The 23,730-nt window shown below is 61.8% G+C and carries 18 protein-coding genes and 1 riboswitch; of the genes, 8 read left to right on the top strand and 10 right to left on the bottom strand.

The genetic code is table 11. The annotated features are described in order from the left end of the window. The first annotated feature begins 131 nt into the window (after positions 1-131). Together B9Z50_RS15975 and B9Z50_RS15970 are read left to right on the top strand one after the other, a co-directional pair. On the top strand, positions 132-686 hold the full coding sequence (locus tag B9Z50_RS15975) for a YbaK/EbsC family protein (RefSeq protein ID WP_108365747.1): 555 nt from the start codon (positions 132-134) through the stop codon (positions 684-686). After that, the gene (locus B9Z50_RS15970; protein ID WP_108365746.1) at positions 683-907 is read left to right on the top strand and encodes a DUF1289 domain-containing protein; all 225 of its coding nucleotides are present in this window, start codon (positions 683-685) and stop codon (positions 905-907) included. Before B9Z50_RS15975 ends, B9Z50_RS15970 begins: the two co-directional genes overlap by 4 nt. Before the next feature lie 37 nt (positions 908-944). Here the strand turns inward: B9Z50_RS15970 and B9Z50_RS15965 are convergent, their stop codons facing one another. Continuing rightward, positions 945-1,400 carry a universal stress protein gene (locus tag B9Z50_RS15965; protein WP_108365745.1) on the bottom strand — a complete coding sequence of 152 codons (456 nt, stop codon included), beginning with the start codon at positions 1,398-1,400 and terminating at the stop codon, positions 945-947. A gap of 172 nt (positions 1,401-1,572) precedes the next feature. On the opposite strand from B9Z50_RS15965, the gene B9Z50_RS15960 reads away from it, so the two are divergent. Next, entirely contained in the window at positions 1,573-2,208 is a 636-nt protein-coding gene (locus B9Z50_RS15960; protein ID WP_108365824.1) for a 2-hydroxychromene-2-carboxylate isomerase, read from the top strand. A 3-nt stretch (positions 2,209-2,211) separates the two neighbouring features. Here the strand turns inward: B9Z50_RS15960 and B9Z50_RS15955 are convergent, their stop codons facing one another. Then, positions 2,212-2,493 (bottom strand): DUF4212 domain-containing protein, encoded by a 282-nt coding sequence (locus B9Z50_RS15955; RefSeq protein WP_108365744.1) that lies wholly within the window; start codon positions 2,491-2,493, stop codon positions 2,212-2,214. Positions 2,494-2,785: 292 nt separating this feature from the next. Here B9Z50_RS15955 and B9Z50_RS15950 point away from each other — a divergent pair, with 292 nt between their 5' ends. The 4 genes from B9Z50_RS15950 to B9Z50_RS15935 all read left to right on the top strand — a co-directional run bounded on the left by B9Z50_RS15950 (position 2,786) and on the right by B9Z50_RS15935 (position 7,639). After that, positions 2,786-3,046: a DUF4212 domain-containing protein gene (locus tag B9Z50_RS15950; protein WP_108365743.1), complete on the top strand. Its 261-nt coding sequence runs from the start codon at positions 2,786-2,788 to the stop codon at positions 3,044-3,046. 13 nt (positions 3,047-3,059) lie between these two features. Next, entirely contained in the window at positions 3,060-4,865 is a 1,806-nt protein-coding gene (locus B9Z50_RS15945) for a sodium:solute symporter family protein (RefSeq protein ID WP_108365742.1), read from the top strand. A gap of 118 nt (positions 4,866-4,983) precedes the next feature. Next, complete coding sequence (locus B9Z50_RS15940; protein WP_108365823.1) at positions 4,984-5,415, top strand: hypothetical protein; 432 nt, start codon at positions 4,984-4,986, stop codon at positions 5,413-5,415. 43 nt (positions 5,416-5,458) lie between these two features. Further along, the gene (locus B9Z50_RS15935) at positions 5,459-7,639 is read left to right on the top strand and encodes an exonuclease domain-containing protein (protein WP_108365741.1); all 2,181 of its coding nucleotides are present in this window, start codon (positions 5,459-5,461) and stop codon (positions 7,637-7,639) included. A gap of 12 nt (positions 7,640-7,651) precedes the next feature. On the opposite strand, the gene B9Z50_RS15930 is transcribed toward B9Z50_RS15935, so the two are convergent. Further along, positions 7,652-9,514, bottom strand: coding sequence for a DUF294 nucleotidyltransferase-like domain-containing protein (locus B9Z50_RS15930; protein ID WP_108365740.1), 1,863 nt, complete (start codon positions 9,512-9,514; stop codon positions 7,652-7,654). 183 nt (positions 9,515-9,697) lie between these two features. Between B9Z50_RS15930 and B9Z50_RS15925 the strand changes: the two genes are divergently transcribed. Further along, a complete protein-coding gene (locus B9Z50_RS15925; protein WP_108365739.1) occupies positions 9,698-16,267 on the top strand; it encodes an excinuclease ABC subunit UvrA in 6,570 nt (2,189 codons plus the stop codon). A gap of 116 nt (positions 16,268-16,383) precedes the next feature. Here B9Z50_RS15925 and B9Z50_RS15920 read toward each other — a convergent pair whose 3' ends face one another. From B9Z50_RS15920 to B9Z50_RS15890, 7 genes are all read right to left on the bottom strand, one after another. Continuing rightward, a complete protein-coding gene (locus B9Z50_RS15920) occupies positions 16,384-17,550 on the bottom strand; it encodes a class I SAM-dependent methyltransferase (RefSeq protein ID WP_108365822.1) in 1,167 nt (388 codons plus the stop codon). A gap of 69 nt (positions 17,551-17,619) precedes the next feature. Continuing rightward, positions 17,620-18,408, bottom strand: a complete 789-nt coding sequence (locus tag B9Z50_RS15915; RefSeq protein ID WP_108365738.1) for an HAD family hydrolase — start codon at positions 18,406-18,408, stop codon at positions 17,620-17,622. A 9-nt stretch (positions 18,409-18,417) separates the two neighbouring features. Then, the gene (gene metF, locus B9Z50_RS15910) at positions 18,418-19,263 is read right to left on the bottom strand and encodes a methylenetetrahydrofolate reductase [NAD(P)H] (RefSeq protein ID WP_108365821.1); all 846 of its coding nucleotides are present in this window, start codon (positions 19,261-19,263) and stop codon (positions 18,418-18,420) included. Between the two features lie 18 nt (positions 19,264-19,281). After that, entirely contained in the window at positions 19,282-20,130 is an 849-nt protein-coding gene (locus tag B9Z50_RS15905; RefSeq protein WP_108365737.1) for a TlyA family RNA methyltransferase, read from the bottom strand. A gap of 8 nt (positions 20,131-20,138) precedes the next feature. Next, on the bottom strand, positions 20,139-21,572 hold the full coding sequence (gene ahcY, locus B9Z50_RS15900) for an adenosylhomocysteinase (protein ID WP_108365736.1): 1,434 nt from the start codon (positions 21,570-21,572) through the stop codon (positions 20,139-20,141). 82 nt (positions 21,573-21,654) lie between these two features. Then, positions 21,655-21,746: riboswitch (S-adenosyl-L-homocysteine riboswitch) on the bottom strand. 75 nt (positions 21,747-21,821) lie between these two features. Further along, positions 21,822-22,535: a 16S rRNA (uracil(1498)-N(3))-methyltransferase gene (locus tag B9Z50_RS15895; protein WP_108365735.1), complete on the bottom strand. Its 714-nt coding sequence runs from the start codon at positions 22,533-22,535 to the stop codon at positions 21,822-21,824. Between the two features lie 2 nt (positions 22,536-22,537). Beyond that, positions 22,538-23,653, bottom strand: coding sequence for an aminoglycoside phosphotransferase family protein (locus tag B9Z50_RS15890; RefSeq protein ID WP_108365734.1), 1,116 nt, complete (start codon positions 23,651-23,653; stop codon positions 22,538-22,540). Between the last annotated feature and the right edge of the window lie 77 nt (positions 23,654-23,730).

Genomic DNA, 23,730 nt, shown 5'->3' with positions numbered 1-23,730 from the left:
GTGCCTCCAATGGGGTGTTGGACGACGTCCAAGTCGTGGCTGCACGCAGCTGCCCCACAACGCGCCGGGGCATGCACTTGCACGCACAATAGCAGCTTGTTTTTTTCAACAGCCAGTGCAGTGTCACCCAAATGAATGGATCCGAACATCAGGTTTTGCCCGAGGGCGTGCAGCGTGTGAAGGCGGCTTTGCAAGCTGCAGGCCACGCGCACAAACCGGTCATGCTCGACGGCGCTGCCCGCACCGCACAAGAAGCTGCCGACAGCCTGGGCGTGCAACTGGGGCAAATCGCCAAGAGCGTGATTTTCAAACGCAAGGAAGATGGCGTGGCCGTGCTGGTGGTGACCTCGGGCGACCGGCGCGTCGATGAAAAGAAAGTGGCGGCCCGAGTGGGCAAGTTGGGTCGGGCCGACGCCGATTTTGTGAAAGCCCACACGGGCTTCAGCATTGGCGGTGTCTCACCTGTGGCGCACTTGCATCCCCCGCTCACCTTGCTCGACCAGGACCTGTGGCGCTTCGATGAAATTTGGGCCGCCGCCGGGCATCCTCATGGGGTGTTTCGTTTGAGCCCACAAGACTTGCCAGGTTTGACCGGTGCCAGCGCAGCCGATGTGGTGCAGGACAGCACCGATACCCCAGTGAAGACGGCGCTCGTGGCCTCGCCACCGGCCCAGGAGGCAACATGAATGCCCGCATGAAACAGCTCGCGCACCGAGCCGCGCAGGTGCTGGCCAAGCCCGAGCCGCATGTGCCTTCGCCGTGTGTGTCGGTGTGCGTGATGGACCCTCAGAGCGCGACGTGTTCGGGCTGCTGGCGCAGCCTCGAGGAAATTGGTGCATGGAGTCGCATGTCCGATGAGGCCAAGCGCCTGGTCTGGCAGCGCATTCAGCAGCGCATCGTTTTTTAGATCCCTCAGGTCCGGCAAAACCTTGGCGGGCCTGGGCTCAGGCCGCCGTCGCTGCGTTGCGGTCCACCACGATCAGCACGTTGCAAGGCGACTCCTCCACCAGCGACTTGGCGGTGGAGCCGCTCCACCAGCGGCGCAGCAGGTTGGGTTCGTGCTTGTGACCGACTACGATCAGGTCGGCCCCCACGCGCTCGGCAAAACCCGACAGCTCGCGAATCACCTCGCCCTTGAGCACCTCGCCTTGCACCGCATAACCCATGGCTTGCAAGGCTTGCACGCCCTGAGCCAGTTGCTCTTTGAGGGTTTCTTCCAAAGGGCCGTTGTCGGCCGAGGTGTAGTAACCCATCTCCATCGAACCCACGTCCAGCGGATTGGGGGCCACCGCCACCAAGGTCAGGCGGGGCTGGCCCCAATGCGCCAGTTCCTTGAGTTCCACCAGCGCTTTTTGGCCGCTGCCCGAACCGTCATAGGCCAAGATGATGTGCTTGTACATGGGGGTCTCCTTGAATGGCAGGAAGTGACTCTGGCCCGGTGTGGACTGTGTGGTCACCTATTTGTGCAAATGCATTCTACGGACAAGCCGGCCCGCGCAAGTTGGTGTTGACCCTATAGACTTGGGTCAAGATCAAGGCGTAAAGCGAGACACCCCACACCGGCAGGCCCTCATGAAAACCATCGATTTCTATCTTGATTTCATCTCTCCCTATGCATGGCTCGGGTTTGACGCCCTGCCCCGGGCTTTGGAGGGCATCAGCCACCGCGTGGTGCACAAGCCGGTGCTGTTTGCCGCCATGCTCAAGCACCACGGACAGCTCGGTCCGGCGGAAATCCCTGCCAAGCGCGACTGGACGTACCGGCAGGTGCTGTGGCTGGCTCGCCAGCAGGGCACCCCCTTGCAGCTGCCCACCCAGCACCCCTTCAACCCATTGGGTTTGTTGCGCCTGGCCACCGCGTGCGACGTCGATGGTGAGCCCAGCCGTTATGTGTGCGAGAAAATTTTCCGCCACGTCTGGTGCACGGGGCAGGACGCGGCCGACCCGGAGCGCCTGGCGGCGCTGACAGCCGAATTGGCACCGGCCCAAGACCCCGGCAGCGCCCAGGTCAAGCAGGCTTTGCAAACGCACGCCCAAAAGGCGATTGCAGAGGGGGTGTTTGGCGTGCCCAGTTGGGTGGTTGACGGCCGTGTGTTTTGGGGGCAAGACGCGCTGCCCATGCTGCGGGCTTACTTGCTGGGGGACGCCTGGTTTGACGGACCAGATTGGCAAGCCCCGGCACACTGCGCTGCAGGCGTGCGGCGTTGATGGTCAAACAGGCTTGTTCTTGTCTGAGGCCAAGGCCTCTTGCGCGGCCTGCGCCTCCCAGCGGTTCATCAGCACCGCATAAACAGCCACGATCGCGATGAACACCAGAACCGAGCCTTGTGCGGCCATCCAGAAATAAAAGGGTGAGCCCAGCACATCGAAAGTCAGTTCGCGGACAAAAAGCGAGGGGCCGAAACTCGCCAGCAACCACACACCCAACAAAACAGCCGTCAAGCGTTTTTGGCGCGAACGCAAAGCAGGCGATGGTGTGGGCAAGTCGAGCATGCGCTGAGCTTAGATAAAAAACAGGCCGGTCAGGCCTCAGTGTTTACCCTCAAGTGGTGCGTGCCGCATGTGTCAGACACGTGTCACGCCAAGCGCATCGTGGTTTTGTGCGTTCTAACATGCTGGTACTTACCCTTGGTTTGGGGCTGGAAGGCGTTTCAGCAATTCTTCTGTAAGGAAGCGTCGACACAGTGCGGCCTGTGCAGTCTGGAAATCTTTTGTTTCAGACACGCAATACGTGGCGGTTGACCCCGCCGAAATCACATAAGCATCACATTAGGAGATGACTTTCATGACAACTGATAGCAACGCAAAGGCCTACTGGTCGGCGACGCTGGGCTTGCTGACCAAGGTTTTGGTCATCTGGTTCCTGTGTTCGTATGGCGCAGGCATCTTGTTCGCACCCGCACTCAACAGCATCCAACTCGGCGGTTATCCCCTGGGTTTCTGGTTTGCTCAACAAGGCTCGATTTACATCTTTATCGCTTTGATCTTCTGGTACGCCAAGAAGATGGGCGAGATCGATCGTCAATTCGGCATGCAAGAAGACTAAAAGGAAGACCAACATGGAACTCCAAACCACCATTTATCTGTTCGTGGGTTTGAGCTTTGCGCTCTACCTCGGCATCGCCTTCTGGGCACGCGCGGGCAGCACGTCCGAGTTTTACGTTGCTGGCGGCGGTGTTCACCCCATCACCAACGGTATGGCCACGGCCGCTGACTGGATGTCGGCTGCTTCGTTCATCTCCATGGCCGGTCTGATCTCCAACATGGGCTACGGCGGCGCCGTGTTCTTGATGGGCTGGACCGGCGGTTACGTGTTGCTGGCCATGTTGCTCGCACCGTACCTGCGCAAGTTCGGCAAGTTCACCGTGCCCGAGTTCATTGGCGACCGCTTCTACTCGAAGACCGCCCGTAACATCGCCGTGCTGTGCTTGTTGGTCGCTTCGCTGACCTACATCATTGGCCAAATGACCGGCGTGGGCGTGACCTTCGCTCGTTTCTTGGGCGTGACCAGCGAGCAAGGCATCTACATCGGCATGGCCATTGTGTTTGCTTACGCGGTGTTCGGCGGCATGAAGGGCATCACCTACACCCAAGTGGCTCAGTACTGCGTGCTGATCTCGGCTTACTTGGTGCCTGCCTTCTTCATCTCCTTGAACCTGACCGGCAACCCATTCCCTCAGCTGGGCTTGGGCTCTGACTTCATCGGCACCGACGTGTCCTTGTTGTCCAAGCTCGACCAAGTGGTGACCGATCTGGGCTTCAACCAGTACACCACCACGGCCGCAGGCTCCAAGCTGAACATGTTCGTGTACACCGTGTCCTTGATGATCGGTACCGCGGGTCTGCCCCACGTGATCGTTCGCTTCTTCACCGTGCCCAAGGTCGCTGATGCCCGCGCATCCGCTGGCTGGGCTTTGGTTTTCATCGCTTTGCTGTACACCACGGCTCCTGCGGTGGGCGCCATGGCCAAGTTCAACCTGCACGCCACTGTGAACACAGCCGCTGTGACCGGTGGTGACTTGTACGCTGCTGACGCCAGCTTGAAGTACGAAGCCCGTCCTGACTGGATGAAGCGCTGGGAAAAAACCGGTCTGCTGAAGTTTGAAGACAAGAACGGCGACGGCCGCATCCAGTACTACAACTCTGCCACCAAGAACGAAGCCGTGAAAGCCAAGGCCGACGCCGCTGGCTGGAAGGGCAACGAGTTGAGCGTGAACGCCGACATCATCGTGTTGGCCAACCCCGAAATCGCCTTGCTGCCCAACTGGGTGATCGCTTTGGTGGCCGCCGGTGGTTTGGCTGCTGCGCTGTCGACTGCTGCGGGCTTGCTCTTGGCCATCTCGTCGGCCGTGTCGCACGACCTGATCAAGGGTGCTATCAACCCCAACATCAGCGAAAAAGGCGAACTCATGGCCGGGAAGATCGCCATGGCTGCTGCCATTTTCGTGGCGGGCTGGTTGGGTCTGAACCCACCTGGCTTTGCGGCCGGTACCGTGGCCTTGGCCTTCGGTATTGCAGCTTCCACCATCTTCCCTGCGTTGATGATGGGTATTTTCAGCAAGACCATCTCCGACAAAGGCGCCAGCGCCGGTATGTTGGCTGGTTTGGCTGTGACGCTGTTCTATGTGTTCGCACACAAAGGCATCTTCTTCATCAAGGGCACCGCCTACCTGGATCTGATCGGTGGCGCCAACGCGTTCTTCACCATCACCCCCGAAGCCTTTGGCACCGTGGGCGCGATCGTGAACTTCGCTGTCGCTTACTTGGTCAGCAAGATGTCGGCACCTGTGCCACAGCACATCCAGGAATTGGTGGAGTCGGTTCGCGTGCCCAAGGGTGCGGGTTCTGCCGCCGCTGGTCACTGAGATCACGCTTCACTCAGTGCGGTAAAAGCCGCATTGATCTGAAATGCAAAAGCCCCGTCAGGCAGCTGACGGGGCTTTTTTGATGAGTGACAATACGTCACTAAACGAGGGAAATGCCATGGAAGTGTTGATTCAAGTGCCGATTTTTGATTGGTTCTTTTTACTGGCCCTGTTCCCAATCTCCTTTTTTTGGGTCAGGCGCTCGTATCGAATTTTGATCAAGCGTGATTTTTCAGAGGTGGCCCTTAAAAAAGGCATGCCACCCACGAACGCCGAGCACTATGCACCCTACGAGTTTGTGATCAACTTTGTGCCTGCCATTGTGTTGATTGGCGTGCTGGTGTCTTCGTTGTTGCCTCTGTTGTGGATGTTGGGGGATGTGAACTGGGACCTGGATGGCTTGATCTTGAGCCGCGACGACAGGCTCATGTTCGCGGGTGTGACGATCTGGCTCAAGGTGTTTGGCTCATTTGCCCTGAGCCGTCAGGCCCATGGACTGGGGCCAAAGACCAAAACCCGCAAGGGCGCGTCTTCCAAGTCCAACTACTGATGCCAATCCTTGGGCTGCCCCCATCAGCGGATGGTGCTTCGGCATGAATTGGAAGTTGCAATCAGCCCTGACGGTGGTGGTCGCTTTGGTCTTGGCCGTGTTGGGCGTCGGCCTGGTGTGGGCCGTGCTGACCCCTGAGCAGGCCGCGCAGCTGGGCAGCCTGCTGGCGGGTGTTTGGCCTGTGGCGCTGCTGGCGCTCTTGCCCGTGGTGGGGTTGTCGGTGTGGTTTTGGCGTGGGCACGATCGCCAATATGCACAAGGCCCGGACCGCTTGCTCGAAAGGGTCCAGCTGCTCAAGGCTGCGGCGCGAAGCCAAAGGATCGATGTCCGCGCGGAGTCGCCCGCGCTGCAGCGCTTGGGCGAGGCCATCAATGCATTGGCAGCAGAGCGTGACCGTTGGCGGGACGACGTGCAAACCCAAGTGGAACAGGCCAGCCAAAGCATCCAGCAAGAGCGCAACCGCCTGGCCGCGCTGATGTCCGAGCTGAACCAGAGCGTGGTGGTGTGCAACCTGGATGGCCGAATTGTGTTGTTCAACAACCGCGCGCGTTTGGCTTTCAAGCTGATGTCGGGCGCTTCTTCCGTGGCCGGCGGCGCAGAGTGGGTGGGCATTGGCCGGTCGATTTATGCCGTGCTTGACCGGCCCTTGGTGGCCCATGCGCTGGAAAACCTGCGTCAGCGCATGGCGCGTGGTGCCAGTCAGCCTTCTACACAGTTCCTGACCAGCACCACCTCTGGTCAGTTGTTGCGGGTGCACATGGCACCGGTTCGATCCGGCGAAGCCGTTGAAACCAGAGCCGAACCGGGTGGCGTGGACATCCACGGCTTTGTGTTGACACTCGACAACGTGACCCACAGTTTCGAGGAGGCTTCCCAGCGGGAACAACGGTTGCTGAGTTTGGCCGAGGCTACGCGTGCATCGCTGGCCAAGGTGCAGTCGTCCGTTGAGCTGTTGATTCTGGACAATTTGCCCCCTGAGGGGCGGCAGAAATCCCTGCATGCGGTGCGCGATGAAGTGGGTGCTATGGGCCAGCGCATCACCGACCTGGTGGCCCGCTCCACCGAAACCCTCAAGACCCGCTGGCCCCTTGAAGACATGCTGGGCGCGGACCTGGTGCTGGCCGCGCAGCAGCGCATTGCCGCGCATTGTGGGCGCGACATGGCCGATGTGGTGCTGGACACGGTGAACTCGCAGGTCTGGCTCAAGGTGGACAGCTTTGGGGTGCTGCAGGTGCTGACCTACCTGGCCAGCCGTTTGTTTGACGAGTTTGAGCTGCGTTTTGTGCAGCTGCGGCTGGCGCAGGCCGCTGACAAGGTGCACCTGGATTTGGTCTGGACCGGTCAGGCCATGAGCACAGAAACCGTGATGACCTGGGAGCTGGACCCGATGCACTTGGGGCAGGACCGCAGCCCCTTGACGGTGCGCGACGTGATGGACCGCCACGGCGGCGTGATGTGGTTCGAGCGCGAACGCACGCGCCACCAGGCCTTCTTCCGATTGGTCTTGCCCCGGGCCGGGGCGCAAGAAGGCATCGAGGCCGCGCATGTGCTGAGCCAAGACAGCCGCCCCGAGTACTACGACTTTGACCTGTTCCAGATGTCGGAGTCGCACCACAGCTTGGACGACCGCCCCCTCAAGAGCCTGAGCTACACGGTGTTCGACACCGAGACCACGGGCCTGAACCCCTCTCAAGGCGACGAGATCCTCCAGATCGGGGCCGCGCGCATCGTCAACGGCCGCTTGCTGCGCCAAGATGCGTTTGAGCAGCTGATTGACCCGGGCCGCAGCATTCCGGCTGCGTCCATCCCGATCCATGGCATCAGCCCCGCCATGGTGCAGGGCCAGCCGCGCATTGGGCAGGTGCTGCCCACTTTCCATGCCTATGCCCACGACACGGTGCTGGTGGCGCACAACGCCGCTTTTGACATGAAGTTTTTGCAGCTCAAAGAGGCCAGCACCGGCCTGCGCTTTGACCAACCGGTGCTAGACACCTTGCTGCTGTCGGCGGTTGTTCACCCCAACCAGGAGTCGCACCGCCTGGAGGCGATTGCCGAGCGCATGAACATCACCGTGTTGGGGCGGCACACCGCCTTGGGCGACGCGATGGTCACGGCCGAGGTGTTTTTGCGCATGATTCCGCTCTTGGCCGAGATGGGCATCCACACCCTGGGCCAGGCCCGCGAAGCGGCGCAAAAAACCTATTACGCACGTTTGAAATACTGAGCCACCGGGGCCTTAAAAACGCCCCGACTGGTAGCGCTGGCCCAGCACGTTTTGCAGCGACTGGATGACCGAAAACGCATCGCGCAGGTGGCCGCGCTCGAAGTTCGACAGCTCTTGCAGGTGCAGGTAGTTGTCGGGCTCCAGGCCTTGCTGCATGCGCTGGGTCTGGTGCGTGATGCGCTGGCTGGAGACGAACTCCAGCGCGTCGCGCAAGTCGCGTGAGCCTTGCTCCGACAGCTCACCCATTTGGGCGGCTTGCTCGATGCGGTCGCTGGTGTTGACCTCGTGCAGGCCTGCAGCCAGCGCGTAAATGCGCCCCAGGTCCACGATGGGCGCAATCGCCTGGTGTTTCAAGTCCACGGTGCCCGCGTGTTCTCCGCCTCGGATCAGCGAGATCTGGCCAAACAGGTTGAGCGGCGGGCGTTGCTTTTGTGCGTTGTTCACCACATGCGCCAAAAACAGGCTTTGCTTGGGTGTCTGTGCCAGCACTTCACTGCGCAAGCTGTGCAACAGTGCGTGCTGGCCGTGTACAGCACGCAGGTCAAAAAACACCGTCACCAGCATCAAGGCCTTGGGGTCTGGGGTGTGCGTCCACTTCTCAAAATACTGCCGCCAAACATGCAGCGGCTGACGCCACTGGTCGGTCATGGCCATCATCTCGCCCGGGCAGTGGATGTAGCCGCAAGCGGCCAAGCCATCACACACGCGGCGGGCCAGGGCCTTGAAATAGTCGCCGTGTTGGGCCGGGTCGTAGGCGTCATGGAGCACCATGCAGTTGTCTTGGTCCGACTTGGCGGTTTGCTCGCAACGCCCTTGTGAGCCGGCTGCCACCCACACATAGTCCACTGGCGGCGGGCCGAGTTCGGCTTCGGCCAGGTGAATCAGGCGGCTGGTCAGCGCGTCGGTGATGGTGGTGATGACGTGGCCGGTGTTGTAGGCGCTGGTGTGCGCTGCGCTCAGGTTTTGTTGCAGGGCTTTGACACGTTGGCTGATGGCCACCAACCCGTCCAGCCTATTTTGCTGGTGGATGTCGCCTGCCAAATACACCGCCGAGGTGCTTTGCTGCTGGGTCAGGTCGGTGGCGGTCACCATGCCGGCGATGCGATGGCCGTCCATGATGGGCACATGGTGGATGTTGTGCCGTGTCATCAGCAGCAGGGCCTCAAAAGCGGGGCTGCGCTGGTCCAGCGTCAAGGGTGCGAGGGTGGCGATGTCGGCGGCCGGGCGCGACAGGTCCAGCCCTTCGGCCACCACCTGGTTGCGCAAGTCGCGGTCGGTGACCAGGCCGAACAGGTGGCCCTGCTCGACCAACATGACCGAGGAAACACCGCGCTCGCGCATGGTGCGGGCCACCTCCAGCACGCTGGCCTGAGGCGGCAAGGTGATGGGCGGGTGCTTGATCAAGTCTTGCAAGCGCATGCTGAGCAAGTTGGTGTCGTTGCTGGGTGCGGTTGCAGTCGCTGGGGCGCCAGGCTGTCGGCCATCCAGGGGTATAGGCAAGAAGGGGGTGAGCGCTGGTTCGCGGGCCAGCAGGGCTTTCAGGCAGGCCTCGGGCACTTGCAGCAAGCGGGTGTCTTGGGTGCAGGTCACGTGGCAGCTTTGTTGCAGCGTCCAAGGCGTCACGCCAGCACCAAAAAACTCGCCCGACAGCAGCGTGTGGGTGCGCGCCAGTTCCGGGTCGTCCAGGTCCACACGGCCCTGCAAAATCAGCCACAAATGGGCACGCCATTGGCCCGCATGGGCCAGCCGATCGCCTGCGTGCAAATCCAGCACTTCACTTTGTGTCAACAGGTCTTGCCGGGCCGAAGCGCTGAGCAAACCCCAAACGCGGTGTTGGGCCAGGCTGTCCGAGCAGTCGGTGGGTGAGGATGACATGCGCTAAATCCGTTCTTTCGGGGGTGATGACCGAATTTCATTGTGGCAGACGCCGCGTGCGCCAGGCCACACGGGCCCGTGTTTTTCCTGATCCCGGTCAAGAAAAAGGGGCAAGCGCAGCATCCCCGAGGGACAAGGGGTGCGGCCCTAGAATGTTTGGCCTCCACCCCATAAAGCCCGTCCATGTCCCAAGGTCTCATCCGTATCCGTGGTGCCCGTCAGCACAACCTCAAAAACATCGATCTGGACATCCGCACGGGTGAGCTGACGGTGGTCACCGGGCCCAGCGGCTCGGGCAAGTCGAGTCTGGTGTTTGACACGCTGTACGCCGAAGGCCAGCGCCGTTATGTGGAGACCTTCAGCGCCTACGCCCGCCAGTTTTTGGACCGCATGGACAAACCGGCAGTGGACAAGGTCGAAGGCGTGCCCCCGGCGATTGCGATTGACCAGACCAACCCGGTGCGCAGCTCACGCTCCACCGTGGGCACCATGACCGAGCTGAACGACCACCTGAAGTTGTTGTTCGCCCGCCTGGGTCAGTTGTTTGACAAAGACACCGCGCAGCCGGTGCGCCACGACAACCCCGACACGATTTACGCCGAACTGGCCCAGCGTGCCGCGCAAGCGGGCGACCCGCGCCTGTACCTGACCTTCCCGGTCGAGCTGCCCGCCAACACCAGCGCCGAGCAGGTTGAGCAGTGGCTGTCCGCCAGCGGCTTCACCAAGGTGCAGGCTGAACGCGAAGTGGCCACACCCACCGGACCACGCAAGGTGCTGGACGTGATCGCCGATCGCTTTCGCATCGGCAACGCCGAAAAAGCCCGCGTGGTCGAAGCCATCGAAGTGGCCCTCAAACGCGGTGGCCGCCTGAATGTGTACGTGGAGAAATCGGGGTCAGATCCCAATTTGCCCTCCGCTGTGGCGAGCAGTGTCCCTTCATCCATGGATCGCTTCGTGCCTCGCGATGACGCTGGTTTTGTTTTGGAGAGCGAAGCGCGGTCATCCATAGATGCTGGTTTTGTCGTGGCGAGCGAGGCGCAGCTACCCATGGACGCGGGTCTTGTCATGGCGAGCGAAGCGCGGCCATCCATCTCTGAGCCGGCCAGCGGCTTCGACATCTGGCGCTTTTCAACTGGCCTGCATTGCCCAGACAGCGACCAGCGTTACACCGACCCGATCCCGTCGATGTTTTCGTTCAACTCCGCAGTGGGCGCGTGTGAAACCTGCCGGGGTTTTGGGCGGGTGATCGGGGTCGATTACGGCTTGGTCATTCCCAACCCCAAGCTCACGCTGCGGGCTGGGGCCATCAAGACGCTGCAAACACCGGCTTGGCAAGAAAACCAAGACGACCTGATGCGCCACGCCGAGGCCGCCGGCATTCCGCGTGACACGCCTTGGGACAAACTGACGAAGGCGCAGCAAGATTGGGTGATCAACGGTTCACCCGAGTGGAAGGGCCGCTGGAACCACCAGTGGTATGGCGTGAAGCGCTTTTTTGAGTACCTGGAGAGCAAGGCCTACAAGATGCACATCCGGGTGCTCTTGTCCAAGTACCGCAGTTATACCGAGTGCCCAACCTGCCAAGGGGCTCGTTTGAAGACCGAGAGTTTGCTCTGGCGCATCGGCAGCCACTCGGATGCGGATGGGGTTTTGCCAGTGGAAAAGCGTTTCATGCCAGCGGGGGTGAAGTGGTCGCGGGCGCAGTTGGAGTCGTTGCCGGGTTTGAGCCTGCACGACATGATGATCATGCCGCTCGATCGGTTGCGATTGTTCTTTGACCGGTTGTCGGCTTCAGGTCATTTGGGGCAGGCTGCCGTGGGCATGGCAGGGGAGGCTTCGGCCGGGGATGGGCTGGGCTCCTCATACGGCGGGGGTACACCGAAATCGTCGCCCAGCCCATCCCCGGGCGAAGCCGTAGGGGCGGGTGCACAAGCAGCAGCACAGGCATCGACAGAGACAGAGGCAGCGACAAAGACAGAGAAGGCACAGGACGATCGATCCACCACAAGGTCTGCGTCAGAGCGGGGGGCGGGCGACGATTTTGGCGTACCCCCGCCTCATGAGGAGCCCGCCCCCCGCTCTGATGCAGACCGAACCTCCGCAGAAACCACAGAGGCAACAGCACAGGGCACAACAAAAGGCCCAAGCGCCGAACAAAAAGCCCTGCAGTTGCTGCTGGAAGAAATCACCACCCGCCTCAAATACCTGTGCGACGTGGGCATTGGCTACCTCACCCTCGACCGCCAAAGCCGCACACTCAGCGGCGGCGAAGTCCAGCGCATCAACCTCACCACCGCTCTCGGCACCAGCCTCGTCAACACCCTGTTCGTGCTCGACGAGCCCAGCATCGGACTGCACCCGCGTGACATGCACCGCATCACCTTGGCCATGCACCGCCTGCGTGACGCGGGCAACACCCTGGTGGTGGTCGAGCACGACCCGGCCGTGATGATGGCTGCCGACCGCATGATCGACATGGGGCCGGGCCCCGGCGAGCGCGGTGGGCAAATCGTGTTTGACGGCACCACCGCCGACCTGCGCAATGCCGACACGCTCACGGGCGCGTACTTGGGCGGGCGCAAACAAGTGGGCCTGGGCTTCAAGCGCATGGTGAGCGACAGCACGCCGCGTTTGATTTTGGAAGGCGCACGCGAGCACAACCTGCAAAACATCAGTGTGGACTTCCCGCTGCAGCGCTTGGTCACCATCACCGGCGTGAGCGGTTCGGGCAAGTCAAGCTTGATACAAGACGTGCTGGCCCCGGCGCTCATGCGTCACTTTGGCAAAGCCACCGAAACACCCGGCGCGCACGACCGCCTGTTGGGCGCAGATCACCTGAGCGATGTGGTGTTTGTCGACCAGTCGCCGATCGGCAAAACCGCCCGTTCCAACCCGGTGAGTTATGTGGGCGCGTGGGACGCGATCCGCGAGATTTTTGCCACCGCACCACTCTCGCGCCAGCGCGGCTACACCGCGAGCAAGTTCAGCTTCAACGGCGGCGACGGCCGCTGCCCCACCTGCGGCGGCTCGGGCTTTGAGCATGTTGAGATGCAGTTCTTGAGCGACGTGTATTTGCGTTGCCCAGACTGCGACGGCAAGCGTTACCGTCCTGAAATTCTGGAGATCACCATCGAGCGCCAGGCTCTGGGTGGATCGCCACGCTTCGCTCGCGATGACGGCCAGGTTTCAAGCGACGTCACTGCGAGCGCAGCGCGGCAGTCCATCCCTGTGGGGTCTGGTGTCAGGCATCTGAACGTGGCCGATGTGCTGGACTTGACGGTGAGCGAAGCCGCCGCCTTGTTCGCGCAAGACCGCGACGTGATCCGCGCGTTGCAGCCCATCGTGGACGTGGGCCTGGAATACGTGAAGCTGGGCCAACCTGTGCCCACCTTGTCGGGCGGTGAGGCGCAGCGCCTCAAGCTCGCGGGCTTTTTGGCCGAGGCCGCCAAGAGTGCGTCCAAGAGCCGCCAGAGTCTGGCGCGCAAAGGCACCTTGTTTCTGTTTGACGAGCCGACCACCGGTTTGCACTTTGACGACATCGCCAAGCTCATGCGGGCTTTGCGCAAGTTGCTTGAAGCGGGGCACTCGCTCATCGTCATCGAGCACAACCTGGATGTGATCCGTGCCAGTGACTGGCTGATCGATTTGGGCCCCGAGGGTGGCTATGCCGGGGGCTTGATCGTGGCCGAAGGCACGCCGGAAGATGTGCGTCAGCATGCGACGTCGCACACGGGCTTGGCGTTGCGTGAGTACGCTGAGTCGATGGGCGAGGTGTTGGGTGTGGCTGAGCGGTTGAGTGCGGATGTGTACGCTCGTGGGGGCGAGGCTGCGGTGTCAGCGGGTTCCTCATACGGCGGGGGTACACCGAAATCGTCACCCTCTGACACCGCAGCCTCGCTCGCGAGCGTTCGAAGTCAGGGCGGTGTTAAGGGCTCGACCCCGCAACGCCGCGCGCCTGTTTTGAACAACAACATCCAGATCGTCAATGCCAAAGAGCACAACCTCAAAAACCTGAGCGTCAACATCCCGCGTGGCAGCTTCAACGTGGTCACCGGCGTGAGTGGTTCTGGCAAGTCCACGCTGGCGTTTGACATCCTGTTCAACGAAGGCCAGCGCCGCTATTTGGAAAGCCTGAACGCCTACGCCCGAAGCATCGTGCAGCCCGCAGGCCGCCCCGAAGTGGATGCGGTGTATGGCATTCCGCCCACCGTGGCGATTGAGCAGCGCCTGTCGCGTGGCGGGCGCAAATCCACCGTGGGCACCACCACCGAGGTCTGGCACTTTTTGCGTTTGCTTTACGTCAAGCTGGGCATCCAGCATTGCGTGCACGACAACACCCCCGTGCAGCCGCAAACGCCCGACAGCATCATCGCCCAGTTGATGACGCAGTTCCGGGGTCAGCACATTGGCCTGCTGGCCCCGCTGGTCGTCAACCGCAAAGGCGTTTACACCGAACTGGCCGATTGGGCGCGGCCGCGTGGCTACACCCACCTGCGTGTGGATGGCGACTTTTTGCCCACGCAAGGTTTTCCGCGCATTGACCGGTTCAAAGAACACAACATCGAGCTGCCTGTGGCCAGCCTCGATGTGTTGCCCACCAACGAGACCGCGTTGCGCCAAGCCCTGACCAAAACCCTGGAGCACGGCAAAGGCGTGGTGCATGTGCTGAGCGATCTGGACGGTCTGCGCGAAGCCATGTTCAGCGGCGAGTCCACCGCCCGCATTGGCCAGCACCGCGTGTTCTCGACCCTGCGGGCTTGCCCGGCTTGCGATACCTCGTATGCCGAACTCGATCCGCGCTTGTTCTCGTACAACAGCAAACACGGCTGGTGCCCCGACTGCGTGGGCACGGGCGTCAAGCTGAGCAAGGACGAGCGCTTGGTGTTTGACGATTCGGTGCAAGACGACAAGAACAAAGGCCGCGAGCAAAGCTTTGCAGAGCCCGAGATCGAAGACTTGGCCCATGTGGCCTGCCCCACTTGCGAAGGCACCCGCCTGAACGCCACGGCGCGTGCGGTGCGTCTGGGCGCCGCGCCGGGTCAAGGCTGGCGCATCACCGACATTGCCAGCCTGTCCGTCACCGATGTGCGGCACTGGGTTGACAAGTTGCAGCTCACCGGCCGTGACGCCGACATCGCCCGTGACCTGGTGCCCGAGATCAAGAGCCGCTTGGAATTTTTGGAAGAAGTGGGCCTGGGTTACCTCACGCTGGATCGGGGCGCGCCCACGCTCTCGGGCGGCGAGGCGCAGCGCATCCGCTTGGCCGCGCAGTTGGGGAGCAACTTGCAGGGTGTGTGCTATGTGCTGGATGAGCCGACCATTGGCTTGCACGCGCGAGACAACCGGATTTTGCTCAATGCCTTGCAGAGCCTGAGCGACAAGGGCAATACGCTGGTGGTGGTGGAGCATGACGAAGACACGATCCGCCGCGCCGACCACATCATCGACATCGGCCCGAGCGCGGGCAAACGCGGTGGCCGCTTGGTGGCTGAGGGCTCGGTTGCCGACATCACGGCCTCTGCCGATTCACAAACCGGGCGCTATTTGTTGCACGCGATGAAGCATCCAATGCAGATGCGCAGGTTGGTGGATGCCTCGCCACGCTCCGCTCGCGATGACGAAAAGTCCGTCATTGCGAGGAGCGCAGCGACGCGGCAATCCATGCCGGATGCACCACCTGCGCCTGAATTGCAGTGGCTCACTTTGAACGGCGCCAACCTGCACAACCTGCGCCAAGTCGATGTGCAAGTGCCGCTCAAACGTTTGGTGGCCGTCACGGGCGTCAGCGGTTCCGGCAAGTCCACCCTGGCCCGCGATGTGCTGCTGGCCAATGTGCAGGCGCTGGTCAGCCAGCGTTCCACCTTGGCGGGCCGAACCGCGCAAGACGCCGGCCAGCGCGTGGCCTTGAATGCGTGCAGCGACGTGCAAGGCTTTGAGACGATTGACCGGGTACTTGAAGTCGATCAAACGCCGATTGGCAAAACACCGCGCTCCTGCCCTGCCACCTACATCGGCTTTTGGGACACGGTGCGCAAGCTGTTTGCCGAAACGCTGGAGGCCAAAGCGCGGGGTTATGCCGCCGGGCGCTTCAGCTTCAACACCGGTGAAGGCCGCTGCCCCAGCTGTGAAGGCCAGGGCATGCGCACCATCGAGATGAGCTTTTTGCCCGACGTGAAAGTGCACTGCGAAACCTGCCGCGGCGCGCGCTTCAACCCCGAGACCTTGGCCGTGACTTGGCGTGGCAAAAGCATTGGCGATGTGCTGCAGATGGAAGTGGACGAAGCGGTGGACTTTTTTGCCAGCATGCCGGCGATCGCGCACCCGCTGCAGTTGCTCAAAGATGTGGGGCTGGGTTACCTCACGCTGGGTCAGCCCTCACCCACCCTCAGTGGCGGCGAAGCCCAGCGCATCAAGCTGGTGACCGAGCTGACCAAGGTGCGCGACGAAGTGGGCAAGCGCGGCAACAAGGCGCCCCATACGCTGTATGTGTTGGACGAGCCTACGGTGGGTCTTCACATGGCCGACGTGGACAAACTCATCAGCGTGTTGCACCGCTTGGTGAATGCTGGCCACAGCGTGGTCGTGATTGAACATGACCTGGATGTGATTGCCGAAGCCGACTGGGTGATTGATCTGGGACCGGAAGGCGGCAACGCGGGTGGCCGCATCGTGGCCGCTGCCACGCCCGAAGCCCTGGTTCGCCTGGGCACCCACACGGGGGTGGCGCTCGGGCCGGTGTTGGCGCGGGTGTGAGCCCCAGCCTTCAAGGGTGGGGCTGGAGGCGTGGCTGCTGCTGGGTCAAATGTCGGATGCCAGGCTTTCGGTCATGCCACTTGGGGCCCTTGCAACGGCTTTGAACCTTGGCCAACTCAGGCGGCTGTTGCGCCCAGCCGCCACAAGGAGGTGACTTCGGCGGCCCGGGCGGCGTGGAGCGCATCCGTTTTGTCGCTGGCTTTGGCGTGAACAGGTTTCACGTCAATGCGGCCCAGCACCTGCAGGCCCGCATCGGCTATCCAGCCCAGCAGGGCGTCGCGTGAGCGAAGGCCCAAGTGTTCGGCCAAATCGGACAAGATCAACCAACCCTCGCCGCCTTCGCACAGGTGTGAGGCCAGGCCGCTCAAAAAGCCTTTGAGCATCTGACTGCCCTCGTCGTAGACGGCTTGCTCCAACAAAGAGGTTGCGCGTGCGGGCAGCCAGGGCGGGTTGCACACGATCACAGCCGCCTGCCCTGGTGGGAATAAATCGGTGTGCAGCAATTGCACCTGGTTTTGAAGGCCCAAGCGCTGGAGGTTGTCTCGGGCGCAGGCCAAAGCGCGTTCCGACATGTCGGTGCCCACGATCTGCGCGACCCCGCGTCGGGCCAGCACGGCAGACAAGACACCGGTACCGACACCCACGTCAAAAGCCACAGCGTGTGACTTGAGCGCCTCGGGCATTGGCGCTTTGGCCACCAGTTCTACATACTCACCCCGTACCGGTGAGAACACGCCGTAGTGCGGGTAAATGCGCAAGGCCTCACCCATGTCGGGCACCTCAACCCCGTTCTTGCGCCATTCAAAAGCACCAATCACACCTTGCAGACTGCGCAGCGAGATCACCGAGGCTTGCCCGTTGGTCACGCCAAAGGCTTGTACGCAGGCGGCTTTGACGTCGGGTGCACGGCGCAGGTCAATCCCGTAGTCACCGTTCAACTCAATCAAGACTTGGCTCAGGATGCGGGTGCGTTGGGCTTGTGCCTGTCGATGGGTGTGGAAGGCCGCACCGGGCAGGGTGGGCGCATCTGGCGCTTGCTTTTTGGCCCGGATTTTTTTGGGTTTGTCGATGCGCCGTGTCAGTGCTTGCAGCATTTGCCGTGCATTCTGAAAATCGCTTCGCCAGAGCAAGCCTGTGCCCGCGCAAGCGAGGCGGTAGGCGGTGTCCGCCGTCATGGTGTCGTCTGCCAGCACCACCTGTTTGGGCAGCACTTGGTCGGAGCGCCAAATGGCGGAGCGTGTCGTGTCTTTTTCAGACCAGGTCAAAAGAGAAGGGGCGGTCATGCGCATGTCCAGTCAGTGGGTGGTGTATCGCGCACAGCGCCGCGAAAAAGGTGTCGGGGACCCATGTTTTCAGGTCAGATGTTGAAGCACATGGCGGGCCAGTTCAGCAAATCCGGCGCCGCGTTCACTGGGTGTGATGTAGCGGGGTCGGTGAGACAGTTGCGATTCAAAGCGACGGATATTGGCGACGCCTGCACTGAACGCAAAGTGTTCGAACATCACTTGATCATTCGTGGAGTCTCCCACATAAACCCAGCGGGCCCATTCGGCATCCAGGTCGCGTCCCCACAAGGCCTTGAGGATCCACCGGGCACCGCTGAGTTTGTTGTGCGATCCAAACCATCCGTTGATGTGAATGCTGCTGACGGTGGCAGTCATCCCCTCGCTTTGCATGAGGTGGACCACTCTCGCGATGGCGTCTGTGGGCAAATGCGTGAATTCGCTGTGGTCGATCGCGATGTCGGTTTCCCGGCCGGCACTGTCCTGGGCCAGCGCGGCGCCGGGCACCTCGCGCACGATGCGAGCGGCCACCTCTTGCATGCGTGCCCAGTTGGCGCAGCGCTCGGCAGCGCTTTGCTGGTAAATGGCCTGGGGCGTGTCGTTGGCTTGGGGCAGCCAGGCCGCCGCACCGTTTTCGGCCACCAGCGCATCCACGGGCCAGGCTTGGGCGAAATCGCGGCTCCAGCCCATGGGCCGCCCGGTGATGGGAATGACCATGAGACCCGCCTGCTTGAGCGCGGCCAGCGACTGCAAGGCGTCGGTTGTGATCACGCCCTCGGTGGTCAGGGTGTCATCGATGTCGGTGAACACGCCCAACCAAGGCTGGGGTGGGCGCTGCCATTGCGACAGGTCCAGCATCAAAGTGGGTCAGTAGGTCAAAGAGTTCAGGCGCTGCATGATGGCCAGTGTGGCCGCGCTCTGGTTCATGGTGTAGAAGTGGATGGCAGGCACGCCGCCGTTGATGAGTTGCTCGCACAGGTCACTGACCACATCCAGACCAAAGGCTTTGATTGACTCCACATCGTCGCCATAGGCCTGCAGGCGCAGCCTGATCCAGCGCGGTATTTCGGCCCCGCAGGCGTCCGAAAAGCGCAGCAACTGCGAGGAGCTGGTGATCGGCATGATGCCCGGCACCACAGGCACATCCACGCCCAGTTTGTAGGCGTCGTCCACGAAGCGGAAATACGCGTCGCTGTTGTAGAAGTATTGGGTGATGGCCGAATTGGCCCCGGCTTTGACCTTGGTGGCAAAAGCCTGCAAGTCGGCTTCTGGCGACTTGGCTTGTGGGTGGATTTCGGGGTAGGCGGCCACTTCGATGTGGAAGTCGTCACCGGTCTCGGCGCGGATGAAGCTCACCAGGTCGCTGGCGTAGTGGAATTCGCCACCTGCGCCGTAGCCGCTGGGCAAGTCGCCGCGCAATGCCACCAGGCGCTGCACGCCCATGGTCTTGAGCGTGGCCAGCTCGGCACGCACCGAGGCTTTGGTCGCGCCAATGCAGGAAAAGTGCGAGGCCGCGGCCACGCCTTCGGCCTGGATCGCGCCCACCGTGGCAAACGTGCCCTCTTGGGTGGAGCCGCCAGCGCCGTAAGTCACCGAGCAAAACTCGGGCTTCAAGCTGTACAGCTTCTCGCGCACGCCGCGCAATTTTTCAGCGCCTTCGGGCGTTTTGGGCGGAAAAAATTCCAGGCTGATGGGCAACTTCAAACCAGACATCACAACACCTTCAAACATTCAATAGTCGTTGGCCTTGGCATAGGCCTTGGCGGCCAGATCGGCCTCGTGCGCCACACGTGTGGCCTCCCTGGCGGGTAAAACTGCCGCCGGGTCAGGCCAGCAGGCCTGCACAAAAAATTCACGGTTGCCGTCGCCGCCTTCGATCGTGCTGTTCAGCCAGGCGGTGACTTTCATGCCCAATTCCGTCAAGGCCGTGCGCACACGGTTTTCGATGAATGGGAAATGTGTGTCGTCTTTCACGATACCGCCCTTGCCCACCTGGCCCGGTTGCAGCTCAAACTGGGGTTTGACCAGCATGAGCAACTGGCCCGTGGGTTTGAGCAAATGCACCACACCCGGCAAGACCAGCGTGAGCGAGATGAACGACACATCGCCCACCATCAAGTCAAAGCCTTCCAACGCATCGGGGATGCGCTCGTCGCCGGGCTCGAGCTCGCGGGCGTTCACGCCTTCGATGCAGACCACCCGCTCGTCACCCTGGATGCGCGGGTGCACTTGGGCGTGGCCCACGTCAATGCCCACCACCTCGGCCGCGCCGTGCTGCAGCAAACAGTCGGTGAAGCCACCTGTGCTCTGGCCCACGTCGAGGCAGCGCAAGCCGTCCACCTGCACGCCCGTGGCTTTTAAGGCCCCTTCGAGTTTCAAGCCACCGCGTGAGACGTAGCGCGACTCGGCATCGTCGAGCAACTGCAGCGCAGCGCTTTCAGGCACCTCGTCGCGGTTTTTGACAATCGCACGCCAAGTCCCGTCGGGTCGCTGCCACTGCACGCCCCCGGCGATCAGTCGCTGGGCCTGGGAGCGAGAAGCGGCCAGGCCGCGCTCGACGAGAAGTTGGTCAATGCGCATGCGTGTTCTTAATAACGGTAAGTGTCGGCTTTGTAAGGACCGTTCTTGGACACGCCGATGTAAGACGCTTGCTCGTCGCTGAGTTCGGTCAGCATGGCGCCGACTTTCTTCAGGTGCAAACGTGCGACCTTTTCATCGAGGTGCTTGGGCAACACATAGACCTTGCCCGACTCGTACTGGTCTTGTTTGGTGAACAGTTCGATCTGGGCGATGGTCTGGTTGGCAAACGAAGACGACATGACAAAGCTGGGGTGGCCGGTGGCGCAACCCAGGTTCACCAAGCGGCCTTTGGCCAACAAAGTGATCTTCTTGCCATCGGGGAAGATGACGTGGTCGACTTGGGGCTTGATCTCGTCCCACTGCAGCTTTTCCAAGGAAGCAACGTCGATCTCGTTGTCGAAGTGACCGATGTTGCAAACGATGGCTTCGTCTTTCATGGCGGCCATGTGCTCGTAACGGATCACGTTCTTGTTGCCGGTGGCGGACACGAAGATGTCGCACTTGTCGGCGGCGTACTCCATGGTCACAACCTTGAAGCCTTCCATCGCGGCTTGCAAGGCGTTGATCGGATCGATCTCGGTCACCCAGACTTGGGCAGACAAAGCGCGCAGGGCTTGGGCCGAGCCCTTGCCCACGTCACCGTAACCGGCAACCACGGCCACTTTGCCGGCGATCATCACGTCGGTGGCGCGCTTGATCGAATCGACCAAGGATTCGCGGCAGCCGTACAGGTTGTCGAACTTGCTCTTGGTCACCGAGTCGTTCACGTTGATGGCGCGGAACATCAGGCTGCCCTTGGCGGCCATTTCGTTCAGACGCAGCACGCCGGTGGTGGTCTCTTCGGTCACGCCGATGATGTGTGCACCTTTGCGGCTGTACCAGGTGGGGTCCACGGCCAGCTTGGCTTTGATGGCGTTGAACAGGCAGGTCTCTTCTTCGCTGGTGGGGTTGGCGATCAAAGACGCGTCTTTTTCGGCGCGCTTGCCCAGGTGCATGAGCAGCGTGGCGTCGCCGCCGTCGTCCAGGATCATGTTGGGGCCTTCGCCCTCGGTGCCGGCGGGGCCGAAGTCAAAAATGCGGTGGGTGTAGTCCCAGTAATCGGCCAAGGTTTCGCCCTTGATGGCGAACACGGGTGTGCCCTTGGCAGCGATGGCGGCTGCCGCGTGGTCTTGGGTCGAGAAGATGTTGCAAGAGGCCCAACGCACATCGGCGCCCAAGGCTTGCAGGGTCTCGATCAGCACGGCCGTTTGGATGGTCATGTGCAAGGACCCAGTGATGCGCGCGCCCTTCAAGGGCTGGGCCTTGTTGAACTCTTCGCGGATGGCCATCAGGCCTGGCATTTCGGTCTCGGCGATTTTGATTTCTTTGCGGCCCCAATCGGCCAAGCCGATGTCGGCGATCACGCAGTCAGCGTTAACGGTGGAAGGCATACGTGCATTCATGAGAAAAGCTCCAAAGCAATGTGAATAAGCCACATGCGTGGAAGTAAGCACTGAATGGAAGGTACAGGCTCACCACACGTCAAGTGGATGAGCGTCGTTGCTGTTGGAAGGTTCCGAGCCTCACGCCTGCTGCCAGCCGGGTGGCTGGTGGGCGCTGCAACGCTCCTCGGAATGGCGCATTCTACAGCAGCCTGTCGATTCCCAAGGAGCGATGAGGACTTTTACGCAGCGGTTGTTGAAGCCTCGGGCTCAGGCGCACAGGGCCAACACCGCCAAGGGCGCGGTTTCGGCCCGCAGCACCCGTGGCCCCAGGCTGACCGGCACAAAGCCTGCGGCCAGCGCCGCCGACTCCTCAGCAGGGCTCAGGCCGCCCTCGGGGCCGCTGAGCACGGTGACCGGGGTGGGGCCTTGCGCGGCGTTCTGTACTTGTGCCAGGGGCTGTGTGCCTTCGGACAGTGACAGCACCCATCGCTCGCCGGGCGGGGCCTTTTTCAGCCACTCATTCAATGTGACGGCCGCGTGCACTGTGGGCACCCTGTTGCGGCCGCACTGCTCGGCTGCGGCTACGGCCACGCCTTGCCAGTGCGCCAGTTTTTTTTCAGCGCGCTCACCTTTGAGCTTGAGCACACTGCGCTCGGCCACCAGGGGCGTGATGCTGGCCACACCCAGCTCGGTGGCTTTTTCGACCAACCAATCCATGCGCTCGTTGGCGGTGATGCCGGCCAGCAGGTGCACGGGGCGAGAGGCTTCGCGCTCAACCGCGAGGTGTGCGCCCACTTCCACTTCTACATCGCTGCGGCCCATGCGGGTGACGGTGGCGTCAAACTCGCCGCCCTCACCATTGAACAAAGTGATGACATCTCCCGGCTGCATGCGCAGCACCTGCACATGGCGGGCGGCACCCGCAGGCAGGCTGAGCGGCAGGCCTGTGGCCAAAGGTGTGGGGCAGAAAAAGCGCGGCATGCTCACATGCGCCCGTAGGCAAATCCGACCTGGGGCGTGGTGCCTTCGATCTCGTCGATCAATTTCAGCAGCGGGCCCAACTCGCGGTAACGGTCGCAGGTGCTGCGGATGTAATGGAGGAAGCGCGGCGCATCGGCCAGGTACTTGGGCTTGCCGTCGCGCAGGGTCAGGCGGGCAAAGATGCCGGCCACTTTCAGGTGGCGCTGCAGGCCCATCCACTCGACGGCGCGGTAAAACGCGCCAAAGTCGCTGTGCCAGTCTTCAAAGTCCATCAACCCGGCTTTGCGGGCTTTTTCCCAATAGCGGATGGTGATGTCGAGTACAAAGTCTTCGTCCCAGGTGAGGAAGGCGTCGCGCATCAGGCTGGCAATGTCGTAGCTGATGGGGCCGTAGACCGCGTCCTGGAAGTCCAAAACGCCGAGTTGGGGAGTGGCGCCAAAGGGCATCATCAAATTGCGCGGCATGAAGTCGCGGTGCACATACACGCTGGGCGCGGCCAGGTTGCGTTGCACGATGAGGGCAAAGGCCTTGTCGAACACCTCGCGTTGTGCACCTTGCAGTTGCACGCCCCGGTGCTGGGCCAAATACCAATCGGGGAACAGACTCAGTTCTCGGTTCAGCAAAGCTTCGTCATAGGGGGGCAGCACGCCCGGGCGCGAGGCCAGTTGCCACTGCACCAGCGTATCCACCGCCTGCATGTACAGGCCATGGTTGGCCTGGGGGCGCTCGGTATCGATGGCTGACATCATGGTGGCGTCGCCCAGGTCGCTCAGCAGCATGAAGCCGTGGGCTTCATGCCAGTCCAGCACTTCAGGGGCATTCAGACCTGCGGCCTTCATCAAGGCGGCAATGCGCACAAAGGGCTCGGAGTTTTCCTTATCGGGCGGTGCGTCCATGACGATGCGGCTGTCGCCCTGCACGGTGTCGACGCGCAGGTAGCGGCGAAAGCTGGCATCGGCCGAGGCCACGCGCAAACTGTCGGGCAAAAGACCCTTCTGGTCGGCCAAACCGGACATCCAGTGGTCAAAAAGCGCCTGCCGGGCCGGATCGGTCCAGCTCACGCTGTTGGCTGGGTTGGGGCTGGGGGCTGAAGTGGGGGGCTGGGTGGGGTGGCTCATGGATAATCACATTTTACAAAGCCCGCATCAGGCGCTTTGCCCTTAGCTCCCGCGTGTCCCAACCCTGTCCCTTCGCC

The organism is Limnohabitans sp. Bal53, assembly GCF_003063355.1.
In the GTDB taxonomy this organism is placed as follows: Bacteria; Pseudomonadota; Gammaproteobacteria; order Burkholderiales; family Burkholderiaceae_C; genus Limnohabitans_A.
Note: the sequence above shows the minus strand (reverse complement) of the source record. Positions and strands in the feature narration are given on the sequence as shown.

What these genes read in the sequence shown, in the direction of transcription:
- ahcY (WP_108365736.1), bottom strand. Translation starts at nt 21,572, where the DNA reads ATGAATGCACGTATGCCTTCCACCGTTAACGCTGACTGCGTGATCGCC.
- B9Z50_RS15930 (WP_108365740.1), bottom strand. Translation starts at nt 9,514, where the DNA reads ATGTCATCCTCACCCACCGACTGCTCGGACAGCCTGGCCCAACACCGC.
- B9Z50_RS15945 (WP_108365742.1), top strand. Translation starts at nt 3,060, where the DNA reads ATGGAACTCCAAACCACCATTTATCTGTTCGTGGGTTTGAGCTTTGCG.
- B9Z50_RS15890 (WP_108365734.1), bottom strand. Translation starts at nt 23,653, where the DNA reads ATGAGCCACCCCACCCAGCCCCCCACTTCAGCCCCCAGCCCCAACCCA.
- B9Z50_RS15935 (WP_108365741.1), top strand. Translation starts at nt 5,459, where the DNA reads ATGAATTGGAAGTTGCAATCAGCCCTGACGGTGGTGGTCGCTTTGGTC.
- B9Z50_RS15950 (WP_108365743.1), top strand. Translation starts at nt 2,786, where the DNA reads ATGACAACTGATAGCAACGCAAAGGCCTACTGGTCGGCGACGCTGGGC.
- metF (WP_108365821.1), bottom strand. Translation starts at nt 19,263, where the DNA reads ATGTCTGGTTTGAAGTTGCCCATCAGCCTGGAATTTTTTCCGCCCAAA.
- B9Z50_RS15925 (WP_108365739.1), top strand. Translation starts at nt 9,698, where the DNA reads ATGTCCCAAGGTCTCATCCGTATCCGTGGTGCCCGTCAGCACAACCTC.
- B9Z50_RS15960 (WP_108365824.1), top strand. Translation starts at nt 1,573, where the DNA reads ATGAAAACCATCGATTTCTATCTTGATTTCATCTCTCCCTATGCATGG.
- B9Z50_RS15920 (WP_108365822.1), bottom strand. Translation starts at nt 17,550, where the DNA reads ATGACCGCCCCTTCTCTTTTGACCTGGTCTGAAAAAGACACGACACGC.
- B9Z50_RS15955 (WP_108365744.1), bottom strand. Translation starts at nt 2,493, where the DNA reads ATGCTCGACTTGCCCACACCATCGCCTGCTTTGCGTTCGCGCCAAAAA.
- B9Z50_RS15940 (WP_108365823.1), top strand. Translation starts at nt 4,984, where the DNA reads ATGGAAGTGTTGATTCAAGTGCCGATTTTTGATTGGTTCTTTTTACTG.
- B9Z50_RS15905 (WP_108365737.1), bottom strand. Translation starts at nt 20,130, where the DNA reads ATGCGCATTGACCAACTTCTCGTCGAGCGCGGCCTGGCCGCTTCTCGC.
- B9Z50_RS15915 (WP_108365738.1), bottom strand. Translation starts at nt 18,408, where the DNA reads ATGCTGGACCTGTCGCAATGGCAGCGCCCACCCCAGCCTTGGTTGGGC.
- B9Z50_RS15975 (WP_108365747.1), top strand. Translation starts at nt 132, where the DNA reads ATGAATGGATCCGAACATCAGGTTTTGCCCGAGGGCGTGCAGCGTGTG.
- B9Z50_RS15970 (WP_108365746.1), top strand. Translation starts at nt 683, where the DNA reads ATGAATGCCCGCATGAAACAGCTCGCGCACCGAGCCGCGCAGGTGCTG.
- B9Z50_RS15895 (WP_108365735.1), bottom strand. Translation starts at nt 22,535, where the DNA reads ATGCCGCGCTTTTTCTGCCCCACACCTTTGGCCACAGGCCTGCCGCTC.
- B9Z50_RS15965 (WP_108365745.1), bottom strand. Translation starts at nt 1,400, where the DNA reads ATGTACAAGCACATCATCTTGGCCTATGACGGTTCGGGCAGCGGCCAA.